The organism is Labrenzia sp. ATLA3 (genome assembly GCF_057180185.1).
Window position 1 is genome coordinate 191,165 of sequence record NZ_JBXUKV010000003.1, and the last position, 23,015, is coordinate 214,179.

Below are 23,015 nucleotides of genomic sequence, written 5' to 3' on the forward strand. Positions count from 1 at the left end.
GGGACCTCAGCTCATGACTACGTTGACAGAGGATTCCGGCAGATCTTCGCCGAAGCAGCGCTGATAGAACTCGGCCACCAGAGACTGTTCCATGTCGTCGCACTTGTTGAGGAAGGTCAGACGGAAGGAGAACCCGATATCGCCGAAGATCTGCGCGTTTTCCGCCCAGGTGATGACCGTACGCGGGCTCATGACGGTCGACAGGTCGCCGTTGATGAAGGCGTTCCGGGTCATGTCTGCCAGGCGCACCATTTTGGAAACGGTGTTGCGGCCTTCCTCCGACTGGAAGTGCTTCGCCTTCGACAGGACGATATCCACCTCGTTGTCGTGCGGCAGATAGTTCAGCGTGGTGACGATCGACCAGCGGTCCATCTGTGCCTGGTTAATCTGCTGCGTGCCGTGGTACAGGCCGGAGGTATCGCCGAGACCGACCGTGTTGGCCGTGGCGAACAGCCGGAAGGCAGCGTGCGGTCGAATGACGCGGCTCTGGTCCAGAAGCGTCAGGCGGCCGGAAGATTCCAGGATACGCTGGATCACGAACATCACATCCGGACGGCCGGCGTCATATTCGTCGAACACCAGCGCGACATTGTGCTGATAGGCCCACGGCAGGATACCGTCGCGAAATTCAGTGACCTGCTTGCCGTCCTTGATCACGATCGCGTCTTTACCGACGAGATCGATACGGGAGATATGGCTGTCCAGGTTGACGCGGATACACGGCCAGTTGAGACGCGAAGCCACCTGTTCGATGTGGGTTGATTTGCCGGTGCCGTGATACCCGGTCACCATCACCCGCCGATTGTGGGCAAACCCCGCCAGAATCGCCAATGTGGTGGCACGGTCGAAAAGGTAATCCTCATCACGCTCAGGCACGTGTTCTGACGGCGCGGAAAATGCAGGTACCTTGAGGTCGGACTTGAAACCGAAAACCTCTTCTACGGAAATTTCAGTGTCCGGCATGGCCATGGCCGCAGTCGTCGTCTCAGTCATCAGTCCTCCGCAGTCCCGCATTTTTCGGGAAGGGTCGTTTGGAAAAAGCCGGCAGGAACCTGCAGGCTCTAAAGGAAACCGGCTTTTTTCAGAACGTTATACGCCTGAATGATTTCCCGCAGGCGGTCTTCGGAAGACCTGTCACCGCCGTTGGCATCCGGATGGTTCAACTTAACAAGCTCCTTATAGCGCGCTTTGATTTCGGCGCCACGGGCTGTGTAAGGCAGATTGAGCACATCCAGGGATCGTTTTTCAAGCGTTAGTAGCTTTCTTTCGCGCGGACGGCGCACTTGCTCGGCTCGTCGCTGCGCGTTGGAGCGCATGTTGGAGCGTGCGTCGAACCCGTCAGGACCATCGGCGGCCTGCCGGTTTACACCCATTTTCCAGGTTGGCCGGTGCCCTGTCAGACTGTCCTTCTGATAGGTGCGCACGTCGTCATCGCCCATGCCCGTAAAATAGTTGTAGGACTTGTTGTATTCGCGCACGTGGTCAACGCAGAAATTGAAATACTGCCCTTCCCGGTCGCGCCCTTTCGGCGCCCGGTGCGTGCCCGGTCGCTTGCAACCCGGATGATCGCACACGGGATGACGGCCCTTGTCGGCCCGTTCCTTGTCCGGTTTCACGCGGATGCTGTCGAAAAGTTTTGAGTCCAGTTTCATGCGCCGAAATATTGAAGTGTGAGAGCATGTGGGCAAGCCACAGGCCGTTGCATTGTCCCGGTATCCAAAGTTAATTTCCTCGGACCGGACGTCGAAAGTCGAAGAGCCCGGCACTGTATCAGGCAGGGTCGGACCATGAAAGACTTGAACTTCGAAAACAGCTACGCCAAATGAGACAAATGAGCACGAAGCAAACGATCACCGACAAACTGTCTGCAGCTTTTTCACCGTCTTTTCTGAACGTTATTGACGAGTCGGACAAGCACAAGGGCCATGGCGGCTGGCGCGAGGGTGGAGAAACCCACTTCCGTGTACAGATTGCCGCAGCCGCTTTCGAAGGTATGAACCGGGTTGCAAGGCACCGGGCGATCAACGATCTGCTTGCCGACGAGATTGCCGGCGGTGTTCATGCCCTGGCGCTGGAAATCCGCTCCGACAGCGAACCCGACCCGCGCGCCGCCCGGATGGCAGGCGGCTGACAGGCCGCTTTCTCGCAACCTCCCGGATCTGCACTCAATCAACTTGGTTAGCTCCACCCGGCCCTCAGAGCCGGGTGTTTCTCGTTTACCCGCCCGCTTTCGCAGCCGCACCGGCGACTGCTTGGGCGGCGCCTGCCGGCATTTTGACGCCTGGCGTCTGGCCAAGCGGCATGATGCGCAGGCGCGTGATGCGGTTCTTTTCCCGGCGCAGCACCGTGAAGCGGAAGCCGTGGAAGGTGAAGATCTGGCGCTCGTCCGGGATCATTCGCGCTTCGTGAATGACCAGACCGGCGATTGTGGTCGCCTCGTCATCCGGCAGGCTCCAGTCGGCAGCGCGGTTGAGGTCGCGAATCGGCACCGAGCCGTCGACAATCACCGAGCCGTCCGCCTGCGGCCGCAGGCCTTCCAGTTCCACGTCGTGTTCATCGGCGATCTCGCCGACGATTTCTTCCAGAATGTCTTCCAGCGTGACGAGGCCCATCACCTCGCCATACTCGTCGACCACCAGAGCAAAATGCGACTTGTGCCGCAGGAAGGCGTTGAGCTGATCCTGCAGCGAGGTCGTGTCGGGAACGAACCAGGCCGGGGCGGCGATATCGAGAACGTTGATCTTCGCAGCATCCCCACCGGCAGCCTGCAGCGCGCGCAGCAGATCCTTGGCATGAAGCACGCCGACGAAATTATCGCTCTCCCCGCGCCAGAGCGGCAGGCGGGTGTAGGGCGATGCCAGTGCAGCGTTGACCAGCTTGTCCGGCGCATCGTCCGCATTCAGCGCCACCATGTTGGTGCGGTGAACCATCACGTCCGAGACCTCCAGCTCTGCCAGATCGAGCAACCCGCCGAGACGGTCGCGCTCGCCCTTTTCCAGGCCGCCTTCGATATGTTGCAGATCGACAGCGCCGCGCAGTTCCTCGTGCGGCGAAAGGATCGAGGTGTCGTCACCGATGTTGACGCCAAGCAGCTTCAGAATGTTGCGGACGATCCACTCCACCCCGACGACGATCGGGCCGAACACCGCTACAACGAAGCGCACGATCGGCGCCACAGCCAGCGCAAAACGCTCCGGGTTCGATATGGCCCAGGTCTTGGGCAGCACTTCGGCAAAAACCAGAACAAGGGCGGTCATCACCAAAGTCGCAAGCGCAACGCCGGCGTCGCCGAAAAGCGACAGGAACACACTGGTTGCCAGCGCAGACGCCAGGATATTGACCAGGTTGTTGCCCAGAAGTAACGCGCCGATCAGCCGTTCACGGTTGGCGATCAGCAGGCTGACCACCCGGGCGCGCCAGTCGCCGGTTTTTTCCATCTGGTGCATGCGCGCGCGCGATGCGGCGGTGAGCGCCGTTTCCGAGCCGGAAAAGAAGCCGGACAGGAACAGGAGAACGAAGACGGCGACAATCGCCAGCCAGAGAGCCGTTTCCGTCATGCCTCGAGTTTCTCCTTCAGGAAGTCAGATACCAGCGCGGGATCCACGCCTTTTTCGACAAAGGCTTCGCCGATGCCGCGCGTAAGAATGAAGGTGAGCGCGCCCCGGCTGACCTTCTTGTCCTGTGCGATGATATCCATGAGGGTCCCGGCCGGCGGCAACTGGCCGGGAATGTCCTGCAGACGCACAGGCAGACCGACATCGCTCAGATGCCTGTGAACGCGATCGACGGTGTCCTGACCGATAAGGTCGAGACGTTGGGAAAACTCATGCGCCAGCATCATCCCGATGGAGACACCTTCGCCATGCACCAGACGCTCGGTCTCGTAGGCGACGGCCGATTCCAGCGCGTGACCAAACGTATGCCCCAGATTGAGCAGCGCCCTGCGTCCGGACTCCAGTTCGTCCGCAGCCACCACATCCGCCTTTGCCTGACAGGACCGGGCGACGGCTTCGTCCCGCTCTGCCCCACCGGCAAACACCGCCTGCCAGTTGGCTTCCAGCCAGCTGAAGAAGTCGGCATCGCCCAGAAGACCGTATTTGGCAACTTCCGCATAACCGGCACGAAAATCGCGCAACGGCAGCGTATCCAGAATGGCCGTATCGGCCAGCACCAGCGCGGGCTGATGAAAGGCGCCGATGAGGTTCTTGCCATGACGTGAATTGATGCCGGTCTTGCCGCCGACGGAGCTGTCGACCTGGGCAAGAAGCGTTGTCGGCACCTGAATGAAAGCCATGCCACGACGCACGGCGGAGGCGACAAACCCGGTCAGATCGCCGACGACACCACCGCCAAGCGCCACCACAGCGTCACCGCGTTCCAGCCGGGCAGCCAGAACCTCGTCGCACAGGCGCTCGAATTCACGGAAGCATTTGGTGCTTTCCCCTGCAGGCACCGTAATGACGGTGTGCTCTAGCCCGGCGGCCTTCAGGCTTTGCGAGAAGGCCTTCAAGTGAAGGCCCGCGACGGTCTCATCGACAACGACCGCCAGACGCGCACCAGGCATGACGGCGGCAATTTCCGCTCCCGCCCCCTCAAGCAGCCCCCGGCCGATCTTGATGTCGTAACTGCGTGCGCCAAGATTGACCCGGACGATCTTCTCGTCCCGGCCCAACATTGCTTTTGCCACTACCGTGTCTACCATGCCGTCACGCTTTATCATTCAAGACATTGATGTTTGCGCGGCGCCAGGAGCCCCGCGCTTGAAGAGATGATCCGCCAGGGCAGCGACGATCTGATCGACCACAGCCTCATGCGGAACGTCCCTGGAAGTCACCGTCAATGCCGCCTTGGCATAAACGGGTTCGCGGTCAGCCATCAGCTTGCGCATGGTGCCCTCGGGATCGGGGTTCTGCAGCAGTGGCCGCGTGGACCTGCGCCGAACCCGTGCCATGACCGTGTCGAAATCGACTTTCAGCCAGATGGACAGGCCATGTTCGGCGATTTCCGCCCGCGTCGTTTCCCTCATGAACGCACCGCCGCCCGTTGCGAGCACCTGCGGACCTTCACGCAGAAGACGGGCGATCACCCGTTCCTCACCGCTGCGGAAATAAGGCTCGCCGTGCTCAGCGAAAATTTCCGCAACGCTCATGTTGGCCGCGCGCTCGATTTCGGTATCGGCATCGACAAATTCAAGTCCAAGCCGATGCGCCAGCCGCTTGCCGACCGTCGACTTGCCACACCCCATGATTCCCACCAGAACGATGGACCGTTGCCCCAGGGCGGCTACCAGCCGGGCCAGATCAACGGGTTTTACGTCTGTCTCCGCGGATCCTCCTTCGGAAGACCGCGCCTTGTCGTATTCTGTCATGGCGGCGTTTTAGCATATTCGTCAAAAAAGACACGGGGGAACTCCGCCTCACAAACTGCTGCTTTGCCTTGCATGCACCCCCGCCTTGTTGAAACAATCCCGTATCCGATTCGCTTGCCCGCAAGGGAACCGATACCCTGACCTGGAGACAGCCGACGTGCCGACCCTGACCCGCCTGTTGCTCGTGCTGCTGCTGCTCGGCGCACTCGGTTATGGCGCGATCTATTCCCTGGCCAATCTCGTCGAACCGCGCGAACGGCAGATCGAGGTGCGGGTGAAAAAAGACGGCTTCGGCCGATAGGCCGCATATTCAACTGACAGGTCATCCACGGGACATGCATCAGGTCCTTTCCGAAGGCATACGCAATGGCAACCGGTTTCGATCTTGAAAACTTTCTGGAAATGCTGGCCGCCGAACGCGGTGCGGCGGAAAACACGCTGGCCGGATACCGCCGCGACCTGGAGGACTTCTCTGGCTTTCTCGGGCGCAAACCCCTCGCGTCTGCGCAATCCGAAGACATTTCGGCCTACATGGGCAATCTCAACCGGCGCGGGTTCGCCGAAACCTCGCAGGCAAGACGTCTGTCCGCGCTGAAGCAGTTCTACAAGTTCCTTTACGCGGAAGGCACGCGGGAAGACGACCCGACGCGCACCCTGTCCGCCCCGAAAAAACGCGCGAGCCTGCCAAAGGTGCTGTCGATGGAAGATGTCGACAAGCTGATAGAGACCGCGCGGACGGAAACCGAAAAGCCCCAGAAAAGCGCCGCGGCCGGTTTGCGCGCGCAGCGCATGTACACGCTGATAGAGGTCCTTTATGCCACCGGCCTGCGCGTTTCGGAACTGGTCGCCCTGCCGGTCACCGCAGCCCTCAGAGATGCGCGCCTGATCGAAATCAAGGGCAAGGGCGGCAAGGAACGCCTGGTGCCGCTGTCCCGTGCCGCGCAAGTCGCCATGAAGGATTATGTCGGTTTGCGCGCTGCCGAAGGTGCTTACGAAAAAAGCCCCTGGCTGTTTCCCTCTCACGGCGACAGCGGACACCTGACCCGCCAGCATTTCGCGCGCGAGCTGAAAGACCTTGCCATCGCCGCCGGGCTCGATGCCGGCAAGATTTCTCCTCACGTTCTGCGTCACGCCTTCGCCTCTCACCTTTTGCAGAACGGTGCCGATCTCAGAGTGGTGCAGCAGTTGCTGGGCCATGCCGACATTTCCACGACGCAGATCTACACCCATGTTCTGGACGAACGCCTGCGCGAACTGGTCGAAAGCGCCCATCCGCTCGCGAAGAAATGACTGCCCGGCAACTTCCCCAAAATGCTCTGAATTGGCGGAAATCCGGGTATTGAGACTAGGGGCCGGACCCCGATTTTCGTCAAAGACGTCGGCTCTATTGCACTGCAGCAATGACCACCCTAAACTCCGCTGCTTAAAATTGATGCACCGGACGCTCTGACATGCTGCAGCCAACATCCAACTACGACGCGCTGAAAGAAACGTTCCGCTGGCCTCGGCCCGCGCAGTACAACATGGCCGCAACCGTCAGCGACCAGTGGGCCACGCAGGATCCCGGCCGTCTTGCCATTCGTCAGGTTCTTGAAGACGGCTCGCACCGGGACTGGAGCCACCTTGCCCTGAACCGGGCGGCCAACCGCTTTGCCAACGCCCTGGAGGGCCTTGGCCTGAACCGCGGCGACCGGGTCGCCCTGCTGTTGCCGCAGATCCCCGAAACCGCCATCGCGCATCTGGCGGCCTATAAGTCCGGCGCAATCGCCGTGCCTTTGGCGGCCCTGTTTGGACTGGAGGCCCTACGCTACAGGCTCGCCGATTCCGGGGCGCGTGTGCTGGTGACCGATTCCACAGGTCTTGCAAAGCTTGCGGATATCCGGCCCGACCTTCCCGGTCTCGATCTGGTGATCTCCGTCGACGGCCCGCAAAGCGGTGTGTTCGGCTTTGACGACCTTTTGGAAAAGGCCTCCGACGATTACCAGACCCTTGCGACCACTCCCGACGACCCGGCGCTGATGATCTACACCTCCGGGACCACCGGACAGCCCAAAGGCGTGCTGCATGGTCACCGGGTGCTGCTCGGCCATTTGCCCGGCATAGAGCTTTCGCAGAATTTCCTCGGCCGTGACGGCGACTTGCTGTGGACCCCCGCCGACTGGGCCTGGGCCGGCGGCTTGCTGAACGCACTGTTTCCAGCCCTGTCGCTGGGCGTGCCGGTGGTCTGCAACGCGTCGCGCAAGTTCGACCCGGAGTTCGCTTTCCGTCTTCTGGAACAACAGAAGATCCGCAACGCCTTCATTCCGCCAACGGCCTTGAAAATGCTGCGGTCCGTTGAAAATCCATCCAAGCGCTTCAACCTGGTCTGGCGCAGCGTTGGCTCCGCCGGAGAAGCCCTCGGCAAGGAAACCTACGATTGGTTCGCTGCGGAATTCGGCTTCAAGGTCAATGAATTCTACGGCCAGACCGAATGCAATGCCGTTCTCGGCTCCGTAGCCGCCCTTGGCGTCAGCCGGTCAGGTGCCACCGGCAAGGCAACGCCCGGCCATCAGGTTGCGATCATTGACGATGAAGGTCGTGAGCTGCCGGCAGAAACCCTCGGCCAGATCGCCATCCGGCGACCCGATCCGGTCATGTTCCTGGAATACTGGAACAAACCGGAGGCAACACGGGAGAAGTTCATCGGCGACTGGATGATCACCGGCGATCAGGGCCTGATGGACGAGGACGGCTATATCCATTTCGTTGGCCGCGACGACGACATCATCACCTCGGCCAGCTACCGGATCGGCCCGGGCGAGATCGAGGATTGCCTGTTGAAACATCCCGCCATCGCGCTTGCTGCTGCCGTCGGCAAACCGGATAAGCTGCGCACGGAAATCGTCAAGGCCTTCATTGTCCTGAAACCGGGTGCCGAAACAGGCTCGGCTCTGGAAAACGACATCCGCACCTTTGTCCGCAAACACCTGTCTGCCCATGAATATCCGCGGGAGATCGAATTCGTCACCTCCCTGCCCCTGACCACCACCGGCAAGATCATTCGCAGAAAATTGCGGGATCTGGAAAGCGTGGAGGGCTAGGCGGGGAAGGCTAGGAGCTCACTCGCGCTCTAACGGCCCTTGCGGCCTTGCGCAGGGTTTGTTCAAGCCGGAGATCCGTCTTGCAGAGCACCCGTTTGAGACCGTCGGCATAGAGCAGCGTACCGGTCTCCAGCCGGCCGCGCCACAGCGGCTCGATCATCGAATGTCCCGGGATGGCAAGGGAATCCGCCACCCTGAACCCCGGAATTGCAAGATTTGTCTTCAGGGCCTGCAGCGCGAGCTGGGCTCCGGGCGAATACCGCGCGAACGCCTCGTCAAAGCCGATTTTCCAGGCAAACACCTTGCCTGACTGCAAGAACAGCACTAGAGCGGCAACCAGCGTCTCACCCGACCAGAGCTGATCGATCCGCACCGCGTTTCGCCCTGCCAGATTGGCAATGGCAGTGCGGGCAAAGTCCGCCGTCTCTGGCTGACTGACGAGTGCGGTTCCCGACCGGCCTTTCCAGCCGGAAGCTTCAAGTTCCAGAAACGCCTCGAACCCGGCGACGGCGTCCGGTCCGGACAAGCTGCGGAACGTGGTCTTGCCATGATCGCCCAGCCGCCGCATCAGCCGTCGCATTTCCTTGCGCCGTTTGCCGCTGTCAGCCTCCGCAAGCTGCGCCTTGCCCGTGGCGCCACCGTTATGGCTCGCTCGGAAGGATTTTGCGAGAACCGACCTTTTTCCGGGCTCGGCCGCCTTCAACCGGACGGCCGATTGCGAATGCAGCGGCAAATACGGAATGGCGAGCGCGTGTCCCGGCTCCCTGGCAGCACTGAGGAAAGCGGTAATGACATCAGCGCTCGCCTCCAGATGGATCAGCGGAGTGCCGAGTGGTGCATAGTCTGTCGCCCAGGTGGTGTTGACCGGAACGGCCAATCCGAATCGGCGGCGGCCGATGGGAGCCGCCACCAGCCAGCGACCAGCCGGCTGTTCGCGAACCACCACAAGCCGCACGGGCTGTTTGTCCATCTTTTCCAGAAACGGACAGAGGAAATCCGGACCGAAAAACGGGTTCGGGCTGAGGGCAGCCGCGCAAAGCGTCTGCCAGTCGTCCAGCGGCACCTCGGCACTTAATGGATCAAGGGACAAGACCTCAAACGGCACGGAAGGCGGAGTATTACTGGTCAACCTGACGGTCCCTGGAAAAAAGCAATGGCAAAACGAACGTCGTGATATTGAGCTTCCGTTTTGCCACAACCGCAAGGGCGGTGGCTTCAAAAAGGATCGCAATGCTTGTGGCAATGGCCGCACCGGCGAGGCCGAGCAGCGGAATCAGAATGAGATTGAGGATGACATTGAGGAAAAACGTCCCGGCATAAATGCCGGCGCAGGTTTTCTGGTGCCCGGTCATCGTCAACAGCGCATCGGCCGGTCCGACGGATGCCCGCGCAAGCACGCCGATCATCAACAGGGCAATCAACTCGTAGCCGCTTTCAAAGTCGCTGCCGAACAGGGCCAGCAGCAGGGGCGCAATCAAAAGCAGGCCCGCCCCCGCGGCCACTGACGGACAGAAGGTCCAGAGGGTCGCCTGCCGCATGTAACCGGCAAGCCCCGAAAGATCCTCGTTGTGAGTGAAGCTGGAAATGCGATGGGCCGAAGCCGCCCGCACGGCAAAATAAACGAAATGCACCAGGGCCAGCGTTTTGGACGCAGCGAAATAGACCGCGACCTCGTCCGGATGCTGAAAGAAGCTGACCATGATCACGTCGGCGCTGGTAATCAGCTGCAGGAAACCGTCGACCATCAGCATCGGCATGGACACCGCCAGCCAGGACCCGAACTCGGTCTGTCGCGGCCCGAGCGGAACGCAAGGAGACAGCCGCCGGCGCAGATGAAGAAACTGGTAGAGCGCGACCAGGACAGTGGCCACCACGGCCACCACGGCAGCCGTCAGCGCGTCGGGCTGAAAACCCGCCAGCACTGCGCAAACCAGTAGAAACAGAATGGCCAGCGGTCGCCAGATATAGGTGGGCAACATCGCCAGCGACGACCAGTCGTAACTGCGGGCGATCCCGTCCTGCACCAGGCCGAATGCAAAAAATGGCAAGGCCAGCAGAACGACGGTCAACGGCTGGAAATAGGACGGATCGAGGAACGACCGGAACAGGGCAACGCAGCCGATGCCGATGACCGCTGCCGCGCCGCCCAGTAAGAACGCCATTTGACGGCTGGTGTGCAGGAACCCGCGCAGGCGCGCCATGTCACCGTTTTGCTGATACTGCGGGATGAACCGGCTGGCGGAAGTGGAAAACCCTCCGCATGCCATCACGCCCAGAATGATCACGAAGGTCCAGGCGACCGAATAAAGACCGTAATCATGCGCCCCCAACAGGCGGGCAAGCACGATTTGCGACAGATAGGCGAGAGCCGCACCAGCGATCCGTACGGCGAAGGTCGACACCGCCATCCGGCCTGCCGCATGCCGGTCGCTTCCGTCACCCTTCAGGAAATCCAGGACCTGGTCAGCCCCTTGCCCCAATCCCAGCGACGAGGCGGCGCATTGCAAACGCTTGGTCCAGGAATTGGCCGAAAAACGCACTGATGGGTCCCTTATGAGTAGTCTTCCGTATTTGTGACATGACTGGCTTAATAATCTATGGCAATCGTTCAAACGCAGCCGGTCAGGTTTCACAGATGTGTGATAACGTCCTGGAGGCTGACGGCGCGTTGATTTTCCCTCATCGTGGCAAGCACCTTCTTGCACCCCCTACCTGCCTATTGGTCGATTCCCTGCTTGACGCTGGGCCAGTGAATCATGCTAAAAAGAACAAACAGAGAACGAGAGTCGATTCGACCCTGTCGACTGCCCTCCGGCTGCCTCTTGCCGTGGGCCTTCCCGATCTCCTTGTTGCGGATGTTGAGGGCTGCCTCCCCTTCTATCCGCAAATTGGTCCGGTCCCTGCCCCCGCCGCCAATCGCAGGGACCGGACGATTTTTTCATGAGCAACAATCGTAACAACCCGCCAGACAGCCGAACAGCCTATTCCGGCACGGCTTCCACATAGTACCAGCCTCCGCCTTTCTTGCGGAAGCGGCTCAGTTCCCGGTGTGTGTGAAGCTGGCCCGCGGACAGGTATTTCGCCTCGAAAAGCACGGTGCCGTCCCGATCGGTCGGGCCGCCCTTGTCGGTGGCCAACACGCTGAGACCCGTCCAGTGGCTTTCCGCCGCCCAGCGCGCGGTGCCTTGTGCATCGAATCCAGGCTGATACTTCGGCCAGAGCGTTTCCTTCAGATAAGGGATGAGTTGCCGGGTATAGGCACTGTAGCGCGAGCGCATGAGCGCCTCCGCGGTTTCCGGCACAGCCTTGCCGGAAAGATACGGCTCGCAGCACAGATCGAAATCTTTGCCGCTGCCACAGGGGCATGCTTCGCCGCTCATTTGCCTCTCCCCTCTGGACGGACCATTCTTGAACCAGCGCTCTCTACCACTTGATCCGTCGTGCCGCTATGGTTTCACTCATGCGTCCAAGCTGCGGGTCTTCGGAATGAAACTTGCCACCTTCAACATGGAATCTTTCGGCGCGGACCGGCATGACCCGGATGCCCTGACGCCGCGGCTGGACGCACTTCGGCCCAAAATCCTGGAACTTGAAGCCGACATCCTGTGCCTGCAGGAGGTCAACGCCCAGAAGATAAGAGGCAAGACCGCACGGCAATTCCAGGCGCTGGATCTGCTCCTGAAAGGAACGCCCTATGAGAACTTTCACCGGGCGACCAGCGAACGCCCTTCCGGAAAAGGCCCCGGTGACCGTCACAACCTGGTGGTACTCTCGCGATTTCCGATAACCGGGTTCTCCAGCCTCTATCAGGACCATGCCCACCCACCCCAGTGGCACCCCAAAACCGCCGAGCCAGCCTACGATAGCCCGCAAACAATCCTGTTCGACCGCCCTGTCCTGCAGGTGGAAATCGATATCGGCACCGAGCGGCCCATCCATGTCTTCTGCGTTCATCTGCGCGCGCCGATTGCGGCCATGATCCGTGGAGGCAAGAAGAAGGACCGGACGTGGAAATCGGTCTCCGCATGGGCGGAAGGCTACCAGCTATCCGTCCTGAAACAGACCGCCCAGGCACTGGAACTGCGACTTGCCGTGGAAAGCCTGTTCGATGCAAACGAGAACAGCCACATCGTGCTTGCGGGGGATTTCAACGCAACCGGTGAAACAGGAACACTCAGGCTGCTGCGCGCCGACCCGGACGACACCGGTTCGCCAAAGCTTGACGGGCGCCGCCTCTATCAGCTCGACGCCTCACTGCCAGCGGAACGACGCCAGACCGTCATTCACAAGGGCAGGGGCCTGGCGCTGGACCACATTCTCGCCAGCGCCTCCATGGCCCACCGGACGATTGACCTGAAAGTGTTCAACGTCGGCCTGCCCGATGAAGTCTTCGACGCGGATGAAGAGGCCTATGCTGGCTCCTTCCACGCCGCCATGCTGGCCGAATTCGAGCTTTAAAGCGCGGACTGGCTGGAAATTCTCAGTCTGGAAAACCTGATATCAAAACAAAGACCCAGCCAATCCCGCTCCCTCATCCTGAGGAAGCGCAAACGCGCTGTCTCGAAGGATGGGCCGCGCACTCCTGAAACGACGCTTCGTCTGTCGAATCGACCCGCCTCAGGGTGCCAGGGACGTGATGTAGCTGGCGAGATTTGCGATCTCGATGTTGCCGAGCGTCATGTTCGGCATTTGTGGATGAGGATTGGCGAGGAAAGTCGCGAGTTTTTCCTCAGACCAGCTCGTGTCCTTCGCCATGTCGTAAAAGCTGGGCAGGGACGCGCTGGAGGCCCGGTCCTGGTCCTCGGAGACAAGGTGGCAGGCAGAGCACCATTGCAGGGCCAGCGCTTTGCCGGCGGCGGCATCCCCCGCCTCGGCAGCCCCGGCACCGGACAGGACAACGGCACACACAAGGGCGGCTCCGCCCAGGAACACTCGAACTCTTGCAGGAAAAGGCCGCGTCGAAATCGCAATTGCGTTGCTCATGGATCCTCCTTCAACCAGTCGCGAGCTGGCCTCTTGCAGCTTGCCGCGTTCAGACTGCAGCCTATCTGATCATCTGGCCTTGCGCTGAATCAAGAACGACTTAAAGTTGCTCGAAAGACCGCCACGCCCGCTGCGCGATCTGCTTACCACCTGCAAGCTCCCGCCATTCCGGCGACCGGAGGACCCCATGAAACACTGTCTCAAATCCAGCTTTGCCGCCGTTTCCCTGGCAGCTGCGCTCGTTGCCGGCCTCGCGGCACCCCTTGCCGCGCAAGAAACGCCGATCTACTCGCTGAAAGACCGGTTCCAGCCGGAAACGGCGCAAAACGGCATGGTTGCCAGCCAGGAGGCCGTCGCAACCCGCGTCGGTGTCGACATCCTGAAAAAAGGCGGCAACGCAGTCGATGCCGCCATTGCCACCGGCTTCGCGCTGGCGGTCACGCTGCCCCGGGCCGGCAATCTGGGCGGCGGTGGCTTCATGATGATCCACCTTTCCGACAGCGGTGAAACCGAAGCGCTCGACTATCGGGAAAAAGCACCGGACGCTGCCTTCAAGGACATGTTTCTGGGAGACGATGGCGAGCCGGACAATCAGAAGTCCCGCTTCTCCGGACTTGCCGTTGGGGTTCCGGGCACAGTTGCCGGTTTTGCCGCGGCCTTTGAAAAACATGGCGGCGGCAAGCTGACCTGGGCCGAACTCGTGGCTCCTGCGATCGATCTTGCCGAAAACGGCATCGAAGTGACACCGGATCTTGCCGCCTCGCTGACCGCCTCCGCAAAGCGGCTTCTCAAGGACCCGGCAACCGCCGCGATCTTCTACAAGACCGGCGGCCTGCCGTTCGTACCAGGCGATACACTTATGCAGCCCGACCTTGCCAACACGTTGAAACGCATCGCCGACAGCGGCGCGGCAGGCTTTTACACCGGTGAAGTTGCCGAAAAAATCGCGCAGAAGGTGCAGACCTCAGGCGGCGGCATGACCACGGAAGATCTGGCCGGTTACAAACCCATCTGGCGGGAGCCCGTCACGGGCAGCTATCGCGGCTATGAAATCGCATCGATGCCACCGCCGTCTTCCGGCGGCGTCCATATCGTGCAGATCCTCAACATGCTCGAAAACTTTCCGCTCGCCGAATATGGCCCGAACTCCGCCGACAGCATCCACGTGATGGCCGAATCCATGCGCCGCGCCTATGCAGACCGCTCCAAGTATCTGGGCGATCCGGATTTCGTCGAGGTTCCAGTGAAAGGCCTGACCGATCCGGCCTACGCGGCAGAACTGGTCAAGACCATCAAGATGGACGTGGCAACACCCTCTGTAGAGGTGAAGCCGGGTGACCCTTTCCCCTATGAAAGCAACCAGACCACGCATTTCTCCGTCGTCGACAAGGACGGCAATGCTGTCTCCAACACCTACACGCTGAACTTCTCCTATGGCGTCGGCCTGACCGCCGACGGCACCGGCGTGCTGCTCAACAACGAGCTGGACGACTTTTCCGCCAAGCCCGGCGTCCCCAACGCCTACGGCCTCGTCGGCGGCACGGCAAACGCGGTCGAGGGCGGCAAGCGGCCGCTGTCTTCCATGAGCCCGACACTGGTGTTCAAGGACGGCGACCTGTTGCTGGCAACGGGTTCTCCGGGCGGCAGCCGCATCATCACCACCACGTTGCAGATCATCCTCAACGTCGTTGACCACGGCATGAACATTGCCGAGGCAACCGCCGCCCCGCGCATCCACAATCAATGGCTGCCGGATGAGATCCGCATCGAGGAAGGGCTTTCGCCGGACACCATCCGCCTTCTGGAAGAGCGCGGACACAAGGTCGAAGTCAAGAACGCCATGGGGTCGACCCAGTCGATCATGCTCGTTGACGGCGTTCTGGCCGGGGCCTCCGACCCGCGCCGCCCAGGCGCTCTGGCCGCCGGATACTAGGACACCGCGTCCCCGCAAATCTGCCCCGGGCCCTCTTCGAGCGCCCGGGGCTTTTTCATGCCGGAGTTCCAGATTTACGTTTCGGATCCCTCAGCCGTCGCCATTGCAACAAGCTGCGCGAACCGCAGGTCAAGGGCGGCGCGGTCTTCCGCCGGCATGTCCGGCCAAACGATCTGGCTGCCGACAAAAGCGGCGTATTCGATTTTTGCAACATCCGCTGCAAGCGCTGGCGCGAGCCCTCCGATTTCGTAAAGCTGGGCGATGAAACCGGTCCGCAGGTCGTCAACATCCCGGACAATCTCCTGCGCCTGCCGATCTGACTGCGCGAATCGGCGCACCGCCCGCTCCTGCCGATGGTCCAGACGGTTGGCAAGGTCAGACAGTTTGCGGGTGCGCAATGCACTTTCTTCGGCCAGGGTCTGATCGACAAGGTCCAGCGTGTGCCGCTGTTTCCAGGCAAGCATCAAGGCTTCCACAAAGGCACCGTGATCCTTGAAGTGATGATAGAACGAACCGCGGGTACGACCGGCCGCAGAACAAAGCGCTTCGATGGTCAGTCCCGCCGGCCCGTCCTTCGCAAGCTGCGTCAGGCCGAGATCAAGCCAGTCCGATTTTCCGAAACGCTTCTTCAGGTCAGCTCACTCCACCCAGAACACCCAGCACGACAATCGGCAGAAACAGCCAGCCCTGCGGCATCTGGCTGTATTTCTGCTTCTTCAGCGGCGGCACCGCAAGGCCCAGCAGACAGAAAGACGCGGTCAAGGCCGTGGCCACCCAGCCAAGGTCGAGGCTTTCGGGTCGTGTTCCCGCAAGGACGAACATGACCGCGATCATCGCCAGGACAATCGTGACGATGTGCCAGCAGTAGTAAGCGACATATTTTGGCACCGGATGCAGATCCGCCGCATTCAGCAGCGGCACGGCAATCGTGCGCCCTCCCGCGAATGTGTGGATCAGGCAGACGGCAGCAGACAGACCCGCAGCCGCCAACAGGAGACCATTCATTTCCATGCTCACCTTCATAACAAACCATAACATATGGTATGTTTTCACAAGTGAGCATGACGAGAAATGCGGCGGTGGGTCACAGCCGGGACGGTCTGGCCTCACGGAGGCGTTGGTGTCTGGTGCGGCTTTTTAACGGCGTGTGGTTTTCGCCGGCTGGCCTTTTGCCCGGAAGGCCCAGCAGCAATCCTCTGGTTCTCCCGCGCCGGTTTGGAGCCCTCGATGCGAACTGTGATCGAATATTACAGCCCGTCCGATTGACAGCATAAAACCCTGATGCTAGCGCTATCCAAAGCGCTTTGGAGGATCATTTCAGGGAAAGCGCTTCAGTTCTGAATTTGCCAACAATTCTGCCAACATCTGAACAACGGGAGAGGCTGACATGCCGATCAGAGCCGTGGTCTGGGGCGAAAACGTCCATGAACAGCACAACAAGATCGTCGCGGGTGTTTATCCGGACGGCATGCATCAGTGCATCGCCGATACGCTGAATACCGATCCCGAAATCAACGCCACCACGGCAACTCTTCAGGAGCCCGAACACGGCCTGACGAAGGAACGCCTTGCCGAAACGGACGTACTGCTGTGGTGGGGTCACGCCGCCCATGGCGACGTTGCCGACGAGGTGGTCGAGCGGGTCTGCGACGCTGTCTGGTCCGGCATGGGCATGGTGTTTCTGCATTCGGCCCATTTCGCCAAGCCGTTCAAAAGGCTGATGGGCGGCCCGTGCAACCTCACCTGGCGCGAGGCCGGGGAACGCGAGCGCCTTTGGGTGACCAGCCGCAACCACCCGATCACCACTGGCCTACCGGACAGCTTCGAGCTGGAAATGGAAGAAATGTATGGCGAGCCCTTTGGCGTGCCGGAACCGCTGGAAACGGTCTTCATCAGCTGGTTCCAGGGCGGTGAGGTGTTCCGCTCGGGCCTGACCTACAAGCGCGGCGCCGGCAATGTCTTCTACTTCCGCCCGGGCCACGAGACCTATCCGACCTATCACAATGAACATGTGCAGACGGTGCTGAAGAACGGCGTCAAATGGGCCTTCAACCCGATGGCCCGTATCGCCGATCCGAACGCGGCCCCCAATGTTCCGGTGGAATCAGCGCCTGAAAAGATCGAGGAGCGTGGCCCCAAGCTTCACGCTGAAGGTGAAGAAGGCTTCCGCTGATCCGAATGCCCTTCCGGACCGGCAGCTTTTCGCCGGTCCGGCCAGTCCCAAACGCTGAGGGAGATCCCCGTGACCTCTGCTACAACTCCTCTCCGGATCCTGATTGTCGGAACCGGCAACATGGCGCGTACCCACGCGGATGCCTTTTCGAAAATCGACGGCGTTGAAATCGTCGGCGGTGTCGACAGCCGCCCGGACGTTCTCACCCAATTCTGTGACACCTTTGCCATTCCGAACCGCTTCGCGACGCTGGACGAGGCAATCGCCTGGGGCGGCTTTGACGCTGCAGCCAACGTGACGCCGGATGCTGCGCACCATCCGACCACGATGGCCCTGATGAAGGCGGGCAAGCACGTTCTGTGTGAAAAGCCGCTGGCGACCAATGCTGCCGACGCCCGCGAAATGGCGGATCTGGCCCGCGCGCAGAACCTGATCGGCATGGTCAACCTCAGCTATCGCAATGTCGCCGTGCTGCAGAAGGCGGCCGAGCTGGTCGCCGAAGGCACCATTGGCACCCTTCGCCATTTCGAGGCTTCCTATCTGCAAAGCTGGCTGACCCAGCCGGCCTGGGGCGACTGGAAAACCGAAAGCCAGTGGCTTTGGCGCCTGTCGAGTGCACATGGCTCCAAGGGCGTCCTCGGCGATGTGGGCATCCATATCCTCGACTTCGTCATCTTCGCTGCCGGCAGCCCGGTGAGCGAACTTTCCTGCCGGCTGAAGACTTTCGACAAGGCCGAGGGCGGCAAGATCGGCGAATACACGCTGGACGCCAACGACAGCGTCACCTTGCAGGCGGAACTGGAAAACGGCGCGCTCGGCACAATCAGCGCCACAAGGTTCGCCTCCGGTCATCTGAACGACCTGCGTCTGCGCCTTTATGGCGACAAGGGCGGCCTGGAAGTGCGTTTCGAAAAGGGCATCGAAGGCCTTCGCATCTGCAAGGGCGAAGATCTCCCCTCCGCCACATGGACCGACATCGAGGTTGGCCCGGTGCCGACTGTCTACCAGCGCTTTGCCGCCGCGATCCTGACCGGAGCCCCGGCAGACCCGGACTTCGAACACGGCGCCCGGCTTCAGGTCGCCCTCGACCTCGCCGAACGCTCACACGCGGAAAACGGCTGTTTTCTGAAAGTTTGAGTGAGACAGGTGAATAGCGAGCGGAGCAACTCTGCTCCACTCGCTCGACAGCCCTTCCGCCGTCATCCCGGACGCAGCGAAGCGAAGATCCGGGATCGGAGAGCCCCTGATCTGGCAGTCTCGAGGAACAGGAAAGCCTCTTGCCTCCCCGATACCGGCTGCACTTCGATTGGCCAGGATGACCATGGAGAGGTTTGAGCTTGGCGTCGGGCTGCTTGGGGGCATTGCCCCATCCCCACTATAGCCTCTCTGGCTCACAGGGTGTCTGAGCCGTCCACCCACTCACCTTCCCCGCGCCGCCTGCAGATAGCGCCTGCGGTTGGCCTCCGGCGTAACGGCGTCAGCCGGCGCAACCGGGACAAGAACCGCAAATCCGTTGACGCCGATCAGCATCAGCCAGGTCACGATCACGAAGGCCGAGGTCAGCACCGGCATGCCGATGGGCTCCAGAAAGATCGCGACGGACGCCCAGAGCCAGGTCGACACGACAACGCCAAACAGCGCGTAGAGCGCGGAGGCTGGCGTCAGCACCAGGAAGAAGCCCCCGAGCGCGATCGCCGTCAGGGCCGCGTTGTAGCCGAACAGGCCATCACTGATCGCCCCTTCCGGCGCGCCGTAAACAACGGCGACAAAGGCCGCCACATTGGCACCCAGCAGTGCCATGAGCGCGCTGATGCGCGAGTTCACCGCAATGCCGAGCACGATCAGATACCCGCTGATCCAGTTGTCCTGAAAGAAGATCTGGCCGATGGCATTGCCAATGCCCTTATACCAGGTTGCCAGAGTGTACTGGACCGTCCCGTCATATTGGGTGGGCGACACGGGTTTCGCCAATGGGCCGGCATCGATGCTGTGGAACTTCAGAACGGCAAACAGGAACAGCCAGCCGACCAGCACGAACGGCATTGTCAGCGGCGCGACCCTGTGCGGGCCAAGCAAGTTTGCAAGACTGGTGAACACCATCGCCGTCATGGCGCAACCGAAGGCGATATAGACCGTCAGATAGGCGGACGGCAGGGCGCCATAGTGAAAGTCCTCACTCGTATACGCAATCAATGCCAGCGCGACGAGCGCCCCGTTGAAACCGAACAGGCCATCGCGGATCAGCCCCTTGTCCGCCTTCAGAAGAACTGCCGTCGCAGTTGAAACCACTACGCCGAAGACAGCAATGGCACCGTAGATCGGCGAATTGAAGAAAAGCGCGCCCAGGATAATCAATCCCGAGACGGGGTTGTTCTGAAACACAACCTGCCCGACGCCCCGCAGGCACCAGTCGGCAAACCCGAAAACCGGATGATCCTTCAATGCGTTCATGCCTTCCCCCCAACTGCAATCGGCATGAGAGGACGGTAACACGGCCCGACAAGAGGCGCGGCACTATTGAATGCGGTGAGATGTTTATGGCAACAGCCCCGAAAGGCCAGACGCGCAATACGGGCGCAGCTTTTTCGCGCCGGCAGCCATTGGGGCTGCAGCGGAACCGGAAGGCACCGCTGCAGCCAAGTTGGGTACTTGAGGCATGGCAAAAGACGAAGGCCACCGGTTCAAGGCGCCTCCGTATCACGCTCCCCGACACTACTCCCGAGCCCCTGCAACTTCGTTCCGGTTGGGAGGTGGGTTTGTTTTAATGTTTAGGTGAAACTCGAAATATTGCCACCAAACACGGACTTTTGCCCATGACAGCAAGCCAAAGAACTTTGAGCTGCCCCGACATCTAACGCGGCCATGGTTCACATGCGATCCCGTCATTGTCAGCATCGTGTTTCGGCCAATAACCGGGTTCGCCCCGATTGGCCGGTGCCAAGCCAACTGTACGTGCTGCATCGCAATTCGGAGCAGACGCAAGATGCAGCAAGGTAACGCTTCGGGACCAGGGACTGAAGAATGGCAGCGCCCAATATGTGAGCGAAAGAAACGCCAGAACAAATGCCAGCGTCAGCAAAGGGGCCCAGGCGCTGAAAGCCTGCGAAGAACGATGCCGAAAGCTATTGGACGACACTTCACGGAACCGATTTTTAAGCCGCAAAGCTTTTTCGTCTGCCGTACTGCGGTCGGTCACTCGCATGTTGCGCAAGATCTTGCTCATGTCACATCGAATTTGTTTTCGACAAGACCAACATACTAGGGAGACTATGTTTTAGTTCCGATTGCGCAATTTGTTCGATTTTTAGCGGATCTGGGTCTCAGGTCTGATGAACTGACGGCTGCACGGAAATTTCATTGAAGACCAAGAAACAAAAAAACCAGCATTCTTTCGAATGCTGGTTGATCGGACCGTTCGGTCAAATTGGAGCGGGCGATGGGATTCGAACCCACGACCCCAACCTTGGCAAGGTTGTGCTCTACCCCTGAGCTACGCCCGCATAGCGTCCCTAGTCCGTGGCGGTGACCGCCTCGGCGTCGGTGGCGCAGTATATGAACTATGCTGAGACGGATTGCAACACCGAAATTGAAGAATTTTTGCTGGCCATCCATTTGTGGATTTCCTGTGAAATCAGCGCCGGAAAATCGCAGATTTCTGCCGCTTTTTCTACTCGCCACCTCTTGTGGCCGGTAGCCAAATCGCGTTAGACAGCGCAAAAGCTCTCAAAATTCTCAGGAAAACACATGCCGGCGACACGCGACGACCTACTGGCCTTTTTCGAGGAACTCGGGATCCCTGTCACGACCGTGGATCACGAGCCCGTCTTTACCGTTGCCGAGTCCGGCGACCTGCATGAACGCATTCCCGGTGGCCACACCAAGAATCTGTTCGTGAAGGACAAGAAAGGCCGGCTGTTCCTGATCGTCGCCCTGCATGATGCGGAAATCGACCTGAAGAAAGCGCACCAGATCATCGGTGCCCAGGGGCGCGTGTCTTTCGGCAATGCAGATCTTCTGATGGAAGTGCTTGGCGTGGAACCGGGCTCGGTGACGCCTTTCTCGCTGATCAACGACCGCGAAGCCCAAAGGGTCACCCCCGTCTTCGACGCGGCGATGATGCAGCATGAGGTGCTGAATTATCATCCGCTGAAGAACAACGCGACCACGTCGATCTCCTCGGCCGATCTTCTTAAATTCGCGTCTGCTTGCGGCCACACGGCACAGGTTCTGGCAGTCAGTGAGGAAGCCAAGGCGGCGGGGCTTTAGCCGCCCGCACTCATCGGCAGGGAAAGGCGTTTGTATTTCGCGCCCACTGGCTCCATGTTATGGACCAACTCAACCATTCAACGGCATTCACTTTGAGCCGGAATGCCTCAGGCACCGGCGGGACATTTCGAGGCGGCACATGAGCAACGGCAATTACAGCATCGGTGGCCAGGTCGGCGGCGGCTTTGGCGCAAGTATGGGCGGCGGCTACGGCGGTCCGGGTGGCGGAAGCATGGGCGGCGGCAGCATGGGCGGCGGCAATGGCGGCGATGCCCCAGCCGGTGATCTCATCTTCGACGTTACCACGCAAACGTTCATGGCCGACGTCATGGAAGCATCCCGCCAGCAGACGGTTCTGGTGGATTTCTGGGCGCCATGGTGCGGGCCGTGCAAGCAGCTGACACCGGTCATCGAAGCCGCGGTGAAGGCAGCAGGTGGCCGCGTCAAGCTGGCCAAGATGAACATTGACGATCATCCGGAAATTGCCGGCCAGATGGGCATCCAGTCGATCCCCGCCGTGGTCGCCTTCAAGGACGGACAGCCTGTGGACGGCTTCATGGGCGCGCAGACGGAAAGCCAGGTCCAGGAATTTATCGAACGCGTTGCCGGCCCTGCCCCGGTCAGCCAGACCGAAACCTTCCTGGAGCAGGCAGCTGAACTTCTGGTGGCCAAGGATTACGGCCAGGCTGCACAGCTTTTCGGCGCCGTGATGCAGATGGAGCCGGACAATGTGACCGCAATTGCCGGTCTCGCGCAGTGCTATCTGGGCTCCGATGACCTGGAACGTGCCAAGCAGGCACTGGAACTGGTGCCGGAAGAAAAGCACACCGAAGAAGCCTATGTCGCGGCCAAGACGGCAGTGGAACTTGCCGAACAGGCGGCGTCGCTGGGCGACCTTGCGGAGCTGCAGGACCGGATCGCAAAGGATCCGCTCGATCTGCAGGCCCGGTTCGACCTTGCGCTTGGCCTCAATGGCAAGGGCGACAAGGAAGGCGCTGTCGACCAGTTGATCGAGATTGTTCGCCGGGATCGCGAGTGGAATGAAGACGGTGCGCGCAAGCAGCTTCTGCAGTTCTTCGAAGCCTGGGGATTCAAGGATCCGGCCAGCGCCTATGGCCGGCGCAAGCTTTCCTCCGTTCTGTTTTCTTGACGACCGCAACAACTGACACACATTTAGGAAACAGCACGAAGCTGGCAGTCATGCGGCGATAA

Annotated in this window: 23 protein-coding genes, 1 tRNA gene and 1 pseudogene; 10 read left to right on the forward strand and 15 right to left on the reverse strand. The window is 60.5% G+C overall.

What is annotated here, in order from left to right; genetic code table 11:
- Positions 1–6 precede the first annotated feature (6 nt).
- Together cobS and AC2A6O_RS08790 are read right to left on the reverse strand one after the other, a co-directional pair.
- Positions 7–993, reverse strand: coding sequence for a cobaltochelatase subunit CobS (gene cobS, locus AC2A6O_RS08785; RefSeq protein WP_148583637.1), 987 nt, complete (start codon positions 991–993; stop codon positions 7–9).
- 68 nt (positions 994–1,061) lie between these two features.
- On the reverse strand, positions 1,062–1,652 hold the full coding sequence (locus tag AC2A6O_RS08790; protein ID WP_148583638.1) for a DnaJ domain-containing protein: 591 nt from the start codon (positions 1,650–1,652) through the stop codon (positions 1,062–1,064).
- A 179-nt stretch (positions 1,653–1,831) separates the two neighbouring features.
- Here AC2A6O_RS08790 and AC2A6O_RS08795 point away from each other — a divergent pair, with 179 nt between their 5' ends.
- Positions 1,832–2,131, forward strand: a complete 300-nt coding sequence (locus AC2A6O_RS08795; RefSeq protein ID WP_498926497.1) for a BolA family protein — start codon at positions 1,832–1,834, stop codon at positions 2,129–2,131.
- Between the two features lie 85 nt (positions 2,132–2,216).
- On the opposite strand, the gene AC2A6O_RS08800 is transcribed toward AC2A6O_RS08795, so the two are convergent.
- The 3 genes from AC2A6O_RS08800 to AC2A6O_RS08810 are packed head-to-tail and all read right to left on the reverse strand — an operon-like array spanning position 2,217 to position 5,368.
- Complete coding sequence (locus AC2A6O_RS08800) at positions 2,217–3,557, reverse strand: HlyC/CorC family transporter (protein ID WP_148583640.1); 1,341 nt, start codon at positions 3,555–3,557, stop codon at positions 2,217–2,219.
- Positions 3,554–4,675, reverse strand: a complete 1,122-nt coding sequence (gene aroB, locus AC2A6O_RS08805; RefSeq protein WP_498927072.1) for a 3-dehydroquinate synthase — start codon at positions 4,673–4,675, stop codon at positions 3,554–3,556. The genes AC2A6O_RS08800 and aroB overlap by 4 nt, the downstream gene beginning before the upstream one ends.
- 45 nt (positions 4,676–4,720) lie before the next feature.
- A complete protein-coding gene (locus AC2A6O_RS08810) occupies positions 4,721–5,368 on the reverse strand; it encodes a shikimate kinase (protein ID WP_498926498.1) in 648 nt (215 codons plus the stop codon).
- A gap of 157 nt (positions 5,369–5,525) precedes the next feature.
- Here AC2A6O_RS08810 and AC2A6O_RS08815 point away from each other — a divergent pair, with 157 nt between their 5' ends.
- The 3 genes from AC2A6O_RS08815 (at position 5,526) to AC2A6O_RS08825 (ending at position 8,448) form a co-directional block, all read left to right on the forward strand.
- Positions 5,526–5,669, forward strand: a complete 144-nt coding sequence (locus AC2A6O_RS08815; protein WP_162855012.1) for a hypothetical protein — start codon at positions 5,526–5,528, stop codon at positions 5,667–5,669.
- A gap of 65 nt (positions 5,670–5,734) precedes the next feature.
- The gene (gene xerD / locus AC2A6O_RS08820) at positions 5,735–6,658 is read left to right on the forward strand and encodes a site-specific tyrosine recombinase XerD (RefSeq protein ID WP_498926499.1); all 924 of its coding nucleotides are present in this window, start codon (positions 5,735–5,737) and stop codon (positions 6,656–6,658) included.
- 161 nt (positions 6,659–6,819) lie between these two features.
- The gene (locus AC2A6O_RS08825; RefSeq protein ID WP_498926500.1) at positions 6,820–8,448 is read left to right on the forward strand and encodes an AMP-binding protein; all 1,629 of its coding nucleotides are present in this window, start codon (positions 6,820–6,822) and stop codon (positions 8,446–8,448) included.
- A gap of 10 nt (positions 8,449–8,458) precedes the next feature.
- On the opposite strand, the gene AC2A6O_RS08830 is transcribed toward AC2A6O_RS08825, so the two are convergent.
- The 3 genes from AC2A6O_RS08830 to AC2A6O_RS08840 form a co-directional block, all read right to left on the reverse strand.
- Positions 8,459–9,577: a GNAT family N-acetyltransferase gene (locus AC2A6O_RS08830; protein WP_498926501.1), complete on the reverse strand. Its 1,119-nt coding sequence runs from the start codon at positions 9,575–9,577 to the stop codon at positions 8,459–8,461.
- Positions 9,567–10,988 carry a lipopolysaccharide biosynthesis protein gene (locus tag AC2A6O_RS08835; RefSeq protein WP_498926502.1) on the reverse strand — a complete coding sequence of 474 codons (1,422 nt, stop codon included), beginning with the start codon at positions 10,986–10,988 and terminating at the stop codon, positions 9,567–9,569. The genes AC2A6O_RS08830 and AC2A6O_RS08835 overlap by 11 nt, the downstream gene beginning before the upstream one ends.
- 441 nt (positions 10,989–11,429) lie before the next feature.
- The gene (locus AC2A6O_RS08840; protein WP_498926503.1) at positions 11,430–11,828 is read right to left on the reverse strand and encodes a YchJ family protein; all 399 of its coding nucleotides are present in this window, start codon (positions 11,826–11,828) and stop codon (positions 11,430–11,432) included.
- A 106-nt stretch (positions 11,829–11,934) separates the two neighbouring features.
- Between AC2A6O_RS08840 and AC2A6O_RS08845 the strand changes: the two genes are divergently transcribed.
- Positions 11,935–12,906: an endonuclease/exonuclease/phosphatase family protein gene (locus tag AC2A6O_RS08845; protein WP_498926504.1), complete on the forward strand. Its 972-nt coding sequence runs from the start codon at positions 11,935–11,937 to the stop codon at positions 12,904–12,906.
- A gap of 159 nt (positions 12,907–13,065) precedes the next feature.
- Here the strand turns inward: AC2A6O_RS08845 and AC2A6O_RS08850 are convergent, their stop codons facing one another.
- Positions 13,066–13,431 carry a c-type cytochrome gene (locus tag AC2A6O_RS08850; RefSeq protein ID WP_209001032.1) on the reverse strand — a complete coding sequence of 122 codons (366 nt, stop codon included), beginning with the start codon at positions 13,429–13,431 and terminating at the stop codon, positions 13,066–13,068.
- 187 nt (positions 13,432–13,618) lie between these two features.
- Between AC2A6O_RS08850 and ggt the strand changes: the two genes are divergently transcribed.
- On the forward strand, positions 13,619–15,364 hold the full coding sequence (gene ggt / locus AC2A6O_RS08855; RefSeq protein WP_498926505.1) for a gamma-glutamyltransferase: 1,746 nt from the start codon (positions 13,619–13,621) through the stop codon (positions 15,362–15,364).
- Between the two features lie 74 nt (positions 15,365–15,438).
- On the opposite strand, the gene AC2A6O_RS08860 is transcribed toward ggt, so the two are convergent.
- From AC2A6O_RS08860 to AC2A6O_RS08870, 3 genes and pseudogenes are all read right to left on the reverse strand, one after another.
- Positions 15,439–15,828 carry a hypothetical protein gene (locus tag AC2A6O_RS08860; RefSeq protein WP_498926506.1) on the reverse strand — a complete coding sequence of 130 codons (390 nt, stop codon included), beginning with the start codon at positions 15,826–15,828 and terminating at the stop codon, positions 15,439–15,441.
- Positions 15,829–15,840: 12 nt separating this feature from the next.
- A pseudogene (locus AC2A6O_RS08865) lies at positions 15,841–15,996 on the reverse strand (TetR/AcrR family transcriptional regulator); the annotation flags it as partial.
- Position 15,997: 1 nt separating this feature from the next.
- Positions 15,998–16,375, reverse strand: a complete 378-nt coding sequence (locus AC2A6O_RS08870; RefSeq protein ID WP_209001033.1) for a hypothetical protein — start codon at positions 16,373–16,375, stop codon at positions 15,998–16,000.
- Between the two features lie 376 nt (positions 16,376–16,751).
- Here AC2A6O_RS08870 and AC2A6O_RS08875 point away from each other — a divergent pair, with 376 nt between their 5' ends.
- Together AC2A6O_RS08875 and AC2A6O_RS08880 are read left to right on the forward strand one after the other, a co-directional pair.
- A complete protein-coding gene (locus AC2A6O_RS08875) occupies positions 16,752–17,537 on the forward strand; it encodes a ThuA domain-containing protein (protein WP_498926507.1) in 786 nt (261 codons plus the stop codon).
- 120 nt (positions 17,538–17,657) lie between these two features.
- Positions 17,658–18,674: a Gfo/Idh/MocA family protein gene (locus AC2A6O_RS08880; protein WP_498927074.1), complete on the forward strand. Its 1,017-nt coding sequence runs from the start codon at positions 17,658–17,660 to the stop codon at positions 18,672–18,674.
- A 282-nt stretch (positions 18,675–18,956) separates the two neighbouring features.
- Here AC2A6O_RS08880 and AC2A6O_RS08885 read toward each other — a convergent pair whose 3' ends face one another.
- From AC2A6O_RS08885 to AC2A6O_RS08895, 3 genes are all read right to left on the reverse strand, one after another.
- Positions 18,957–19,988: an urea transporter gene (locus AC2A6O_RS08885; RefSeq protein WP_498926508.1), complete on the reverse strand. Its 1,032-nt coding sequence runs from the start codon at positions 19,986–19,988 to the stop codon at positions 18,957–18,959.
- A 400-nt stretch (positions 19,989–20,388) separates the two neighbouring features.
- On the reverse strand, positions 20,389–20,760 hold the full coding sequence (locus tag AC2A6O_RS08890; protein WP_498926509.1) for an excalibur calcium-binding domain-containing protein: 372 nt from the start codon (positions 20,758–20,760) through the stop codon (positions 20,389–20,391).
- A 202-nt stretch (positions 20,761–20,962) separates the two neighbouring features.
- Positions 20,963–21,037, reverse strand: a tRNA-Gly gene (locus tag AC2A6O_RS08895).
- A 244-nt stretch (positions 21,038–21,281) separates the two neighbouring features.
- On the opposite strand from AC2A6O_RS08895, the gene AC2A6O_RS08900 reads away from it, so the two are divergent.
- Together AC2A6O_RS08900 and trxA are read left to right on the forward strand one after the other, a co-directional pair.
- Entirely contained in the window at positions 21,282–21,803 is a 522-nt protein-coding gene (locus tag AC2A6O_RS08900; protein ID WP_148583651.1) for a prolyl-tRNA synthetase associated domain-containing protein, read from the forward strand.
- 139 nt (positions 21,804–21,942) lie between these two features.
- The gene (gene trxA, locus AC2A6O_RS08905; protein WP_498926510.1) at positions 21,943–22,953 is read left to right on the forward strand and encodes a thioredoxin; all 1,011 of its coding nucleotides are present in this window, start codon (positions 21,943–21,945) and stop codon (positions 22,951–22,953) included.
- Positions 22,954–23,015 lie beyond the last annotated feature (62 nt).

What these genes read in the sequence shown, in the direction of transcription:
- trxA (WP_498926510.1), top strand. Translation starts at nt 21,943, where the DNA reads ATGAGCAACGGCAATTACAGCATCGGTGGCCAGGTCGGCGGCGGCTTT.
- AC2A6O_RS08860 (WP_498926506.1), bottom strand. Translation starts at nt 15,828, where the DNA reads ATGCTTGCCTGGAAACAGCGGCACACGCTGGACCTTGTCGATCAGACC.
- AC2A6O_RS08825 (WP_498926500.1), top strand. Translation starts at nt 6,820, where the DNA reads ATGCTGCAGCCAACATCCAACTACGACGCGCTGAAAGAAACGTTCCGC.
- AC2A6O_RS08870 (WP_209001033.1), bottom strand. Translation starts at nt 16,375, where the DNA reads ATGGAAATGAATGGTCTCCTGTTGGCGGCTGCGGGTCTGTCTGCTGCC.
- AC2A6O_RS08790 (WP_148583638.1), bottom strand. Translation starts at nt 1,652, where the DNA reads ATGAAACTGGACTCAAAACTTTTCGACAGCATCCGCGTGAAACCGGAC.
- AC2A6O_RS08885 (WP_498926508.1), bottom strand. Translation starts at nt 19,988, where the DNA reads ATGAACGCATTGAAGGATCATCCGGTTTTCGGGTTTGCCGACTGGTGC.
- AC2A6O_RS08875 (WP_498926507.1), top strand. Translation starts at nt 16,752, where the DNA reads ATGCCGATCAGAGCCGTGGTCTGGGGCGAAAACGTCCATGAACAGCAC.
- AC2A6O_RS08900 (WP_148583651.1), top strand. Translation starts at nt 21,282, where the DNA reads ATGCCGGCGACACGCGACGACCTACTGGCCTTTTTCGAGGAACTCGGG.
- AC2A6O_RS08880 (WP_498927074.1), top strand. Translation starts at nt 17,658, where the DNA reads ATGGCGCGTACCCACGCGGATGCCTTTTCGAAAATCGACGGCGTTGAA.
- AC2A6O_RS08795 (WP_498926497.1), top strand. Translation starts at nt 1,832, where the DNA reads ATGAGCACGAAGCAAACGATCACCGACAAACTGTCTGCAGCTTTTTCA.
- AC2A6O_RS08850 (WP_209001032.1), bottom strand. Translation starts at nt 13,431, where the DNA reads ATGAGCAACGCAATTGCGATTTCGACGCGGCCTTTTCCTGCAAGAGTT.
- AC2A6O_RS08800 (WP_148583640.1), bottom strand. Translation starts at nt 3,557, where the DNA reads ATGACGGAAACGGCTCTCTGGCTGGCGATTGTCGCCGTCTTCGTTCTC.
- AC2A6O_RS08890 (WP_498926509.1), bottom strand. Translation starts at nt 20,760, where the DNA reads ATGAGCAAGATCTTGCGCAACATGCGAGTGACCGACCGCAGTACGGCA.
- AC2A6O_RS08845 (WP_498926504.1), top strand. Translation starts at nt 11,935, where the DNA reads ATGAAACTTGCCACCTTCAACATGGAATCTTTCGGCGCGGACCGGCAT.
- ggt (WP_498926505.1), top strand. Translation starts at nt 13,619, where the DNA reads ATGAAACACTGTCTCAAATCCAGCTTTGCCGCCGTTTCCCTGGCAGCT.
- AC2A6O_RS08840 (WP_498926503.1), bottom strand. Translation starts at nt 11,828, where the DNA reads ATGAGCGGCGAAGCATGCCCCTGTGGCAGCGGCAAAGATTTCGATCTG.
- xerD (WP_498926499.1), top strand. Translation starts at nt 5,735, where the DNA reads ATGGCAACCGGTTTCGATCTTGAAAACTTTCTGGAAATGCTGGCCGCC.
- aroB (WP_498927072.1), bottom strand. Translation starts at nt 4,675, where the DNA reads ATGTTGGGCCGGGACGAGAAGATCGTCCGGGTCAATCTTGGCGCACGC.
- cobS (WP_148583637.1), bottom strand. Translation starts at nt 993, where the DNA reads ATGACTGAGACGACGACTGCGGCCATGGCCATGCCGGACACTGAAATT.
- AC2A6O_RS08810 (WP_498926498.1), bottom strand. Translation starts at nt 5,368, where the DNA reads ATGACAGAATACGACAAGGCGCGGTCTTCCGAAGGAGGATCCGCGGAG.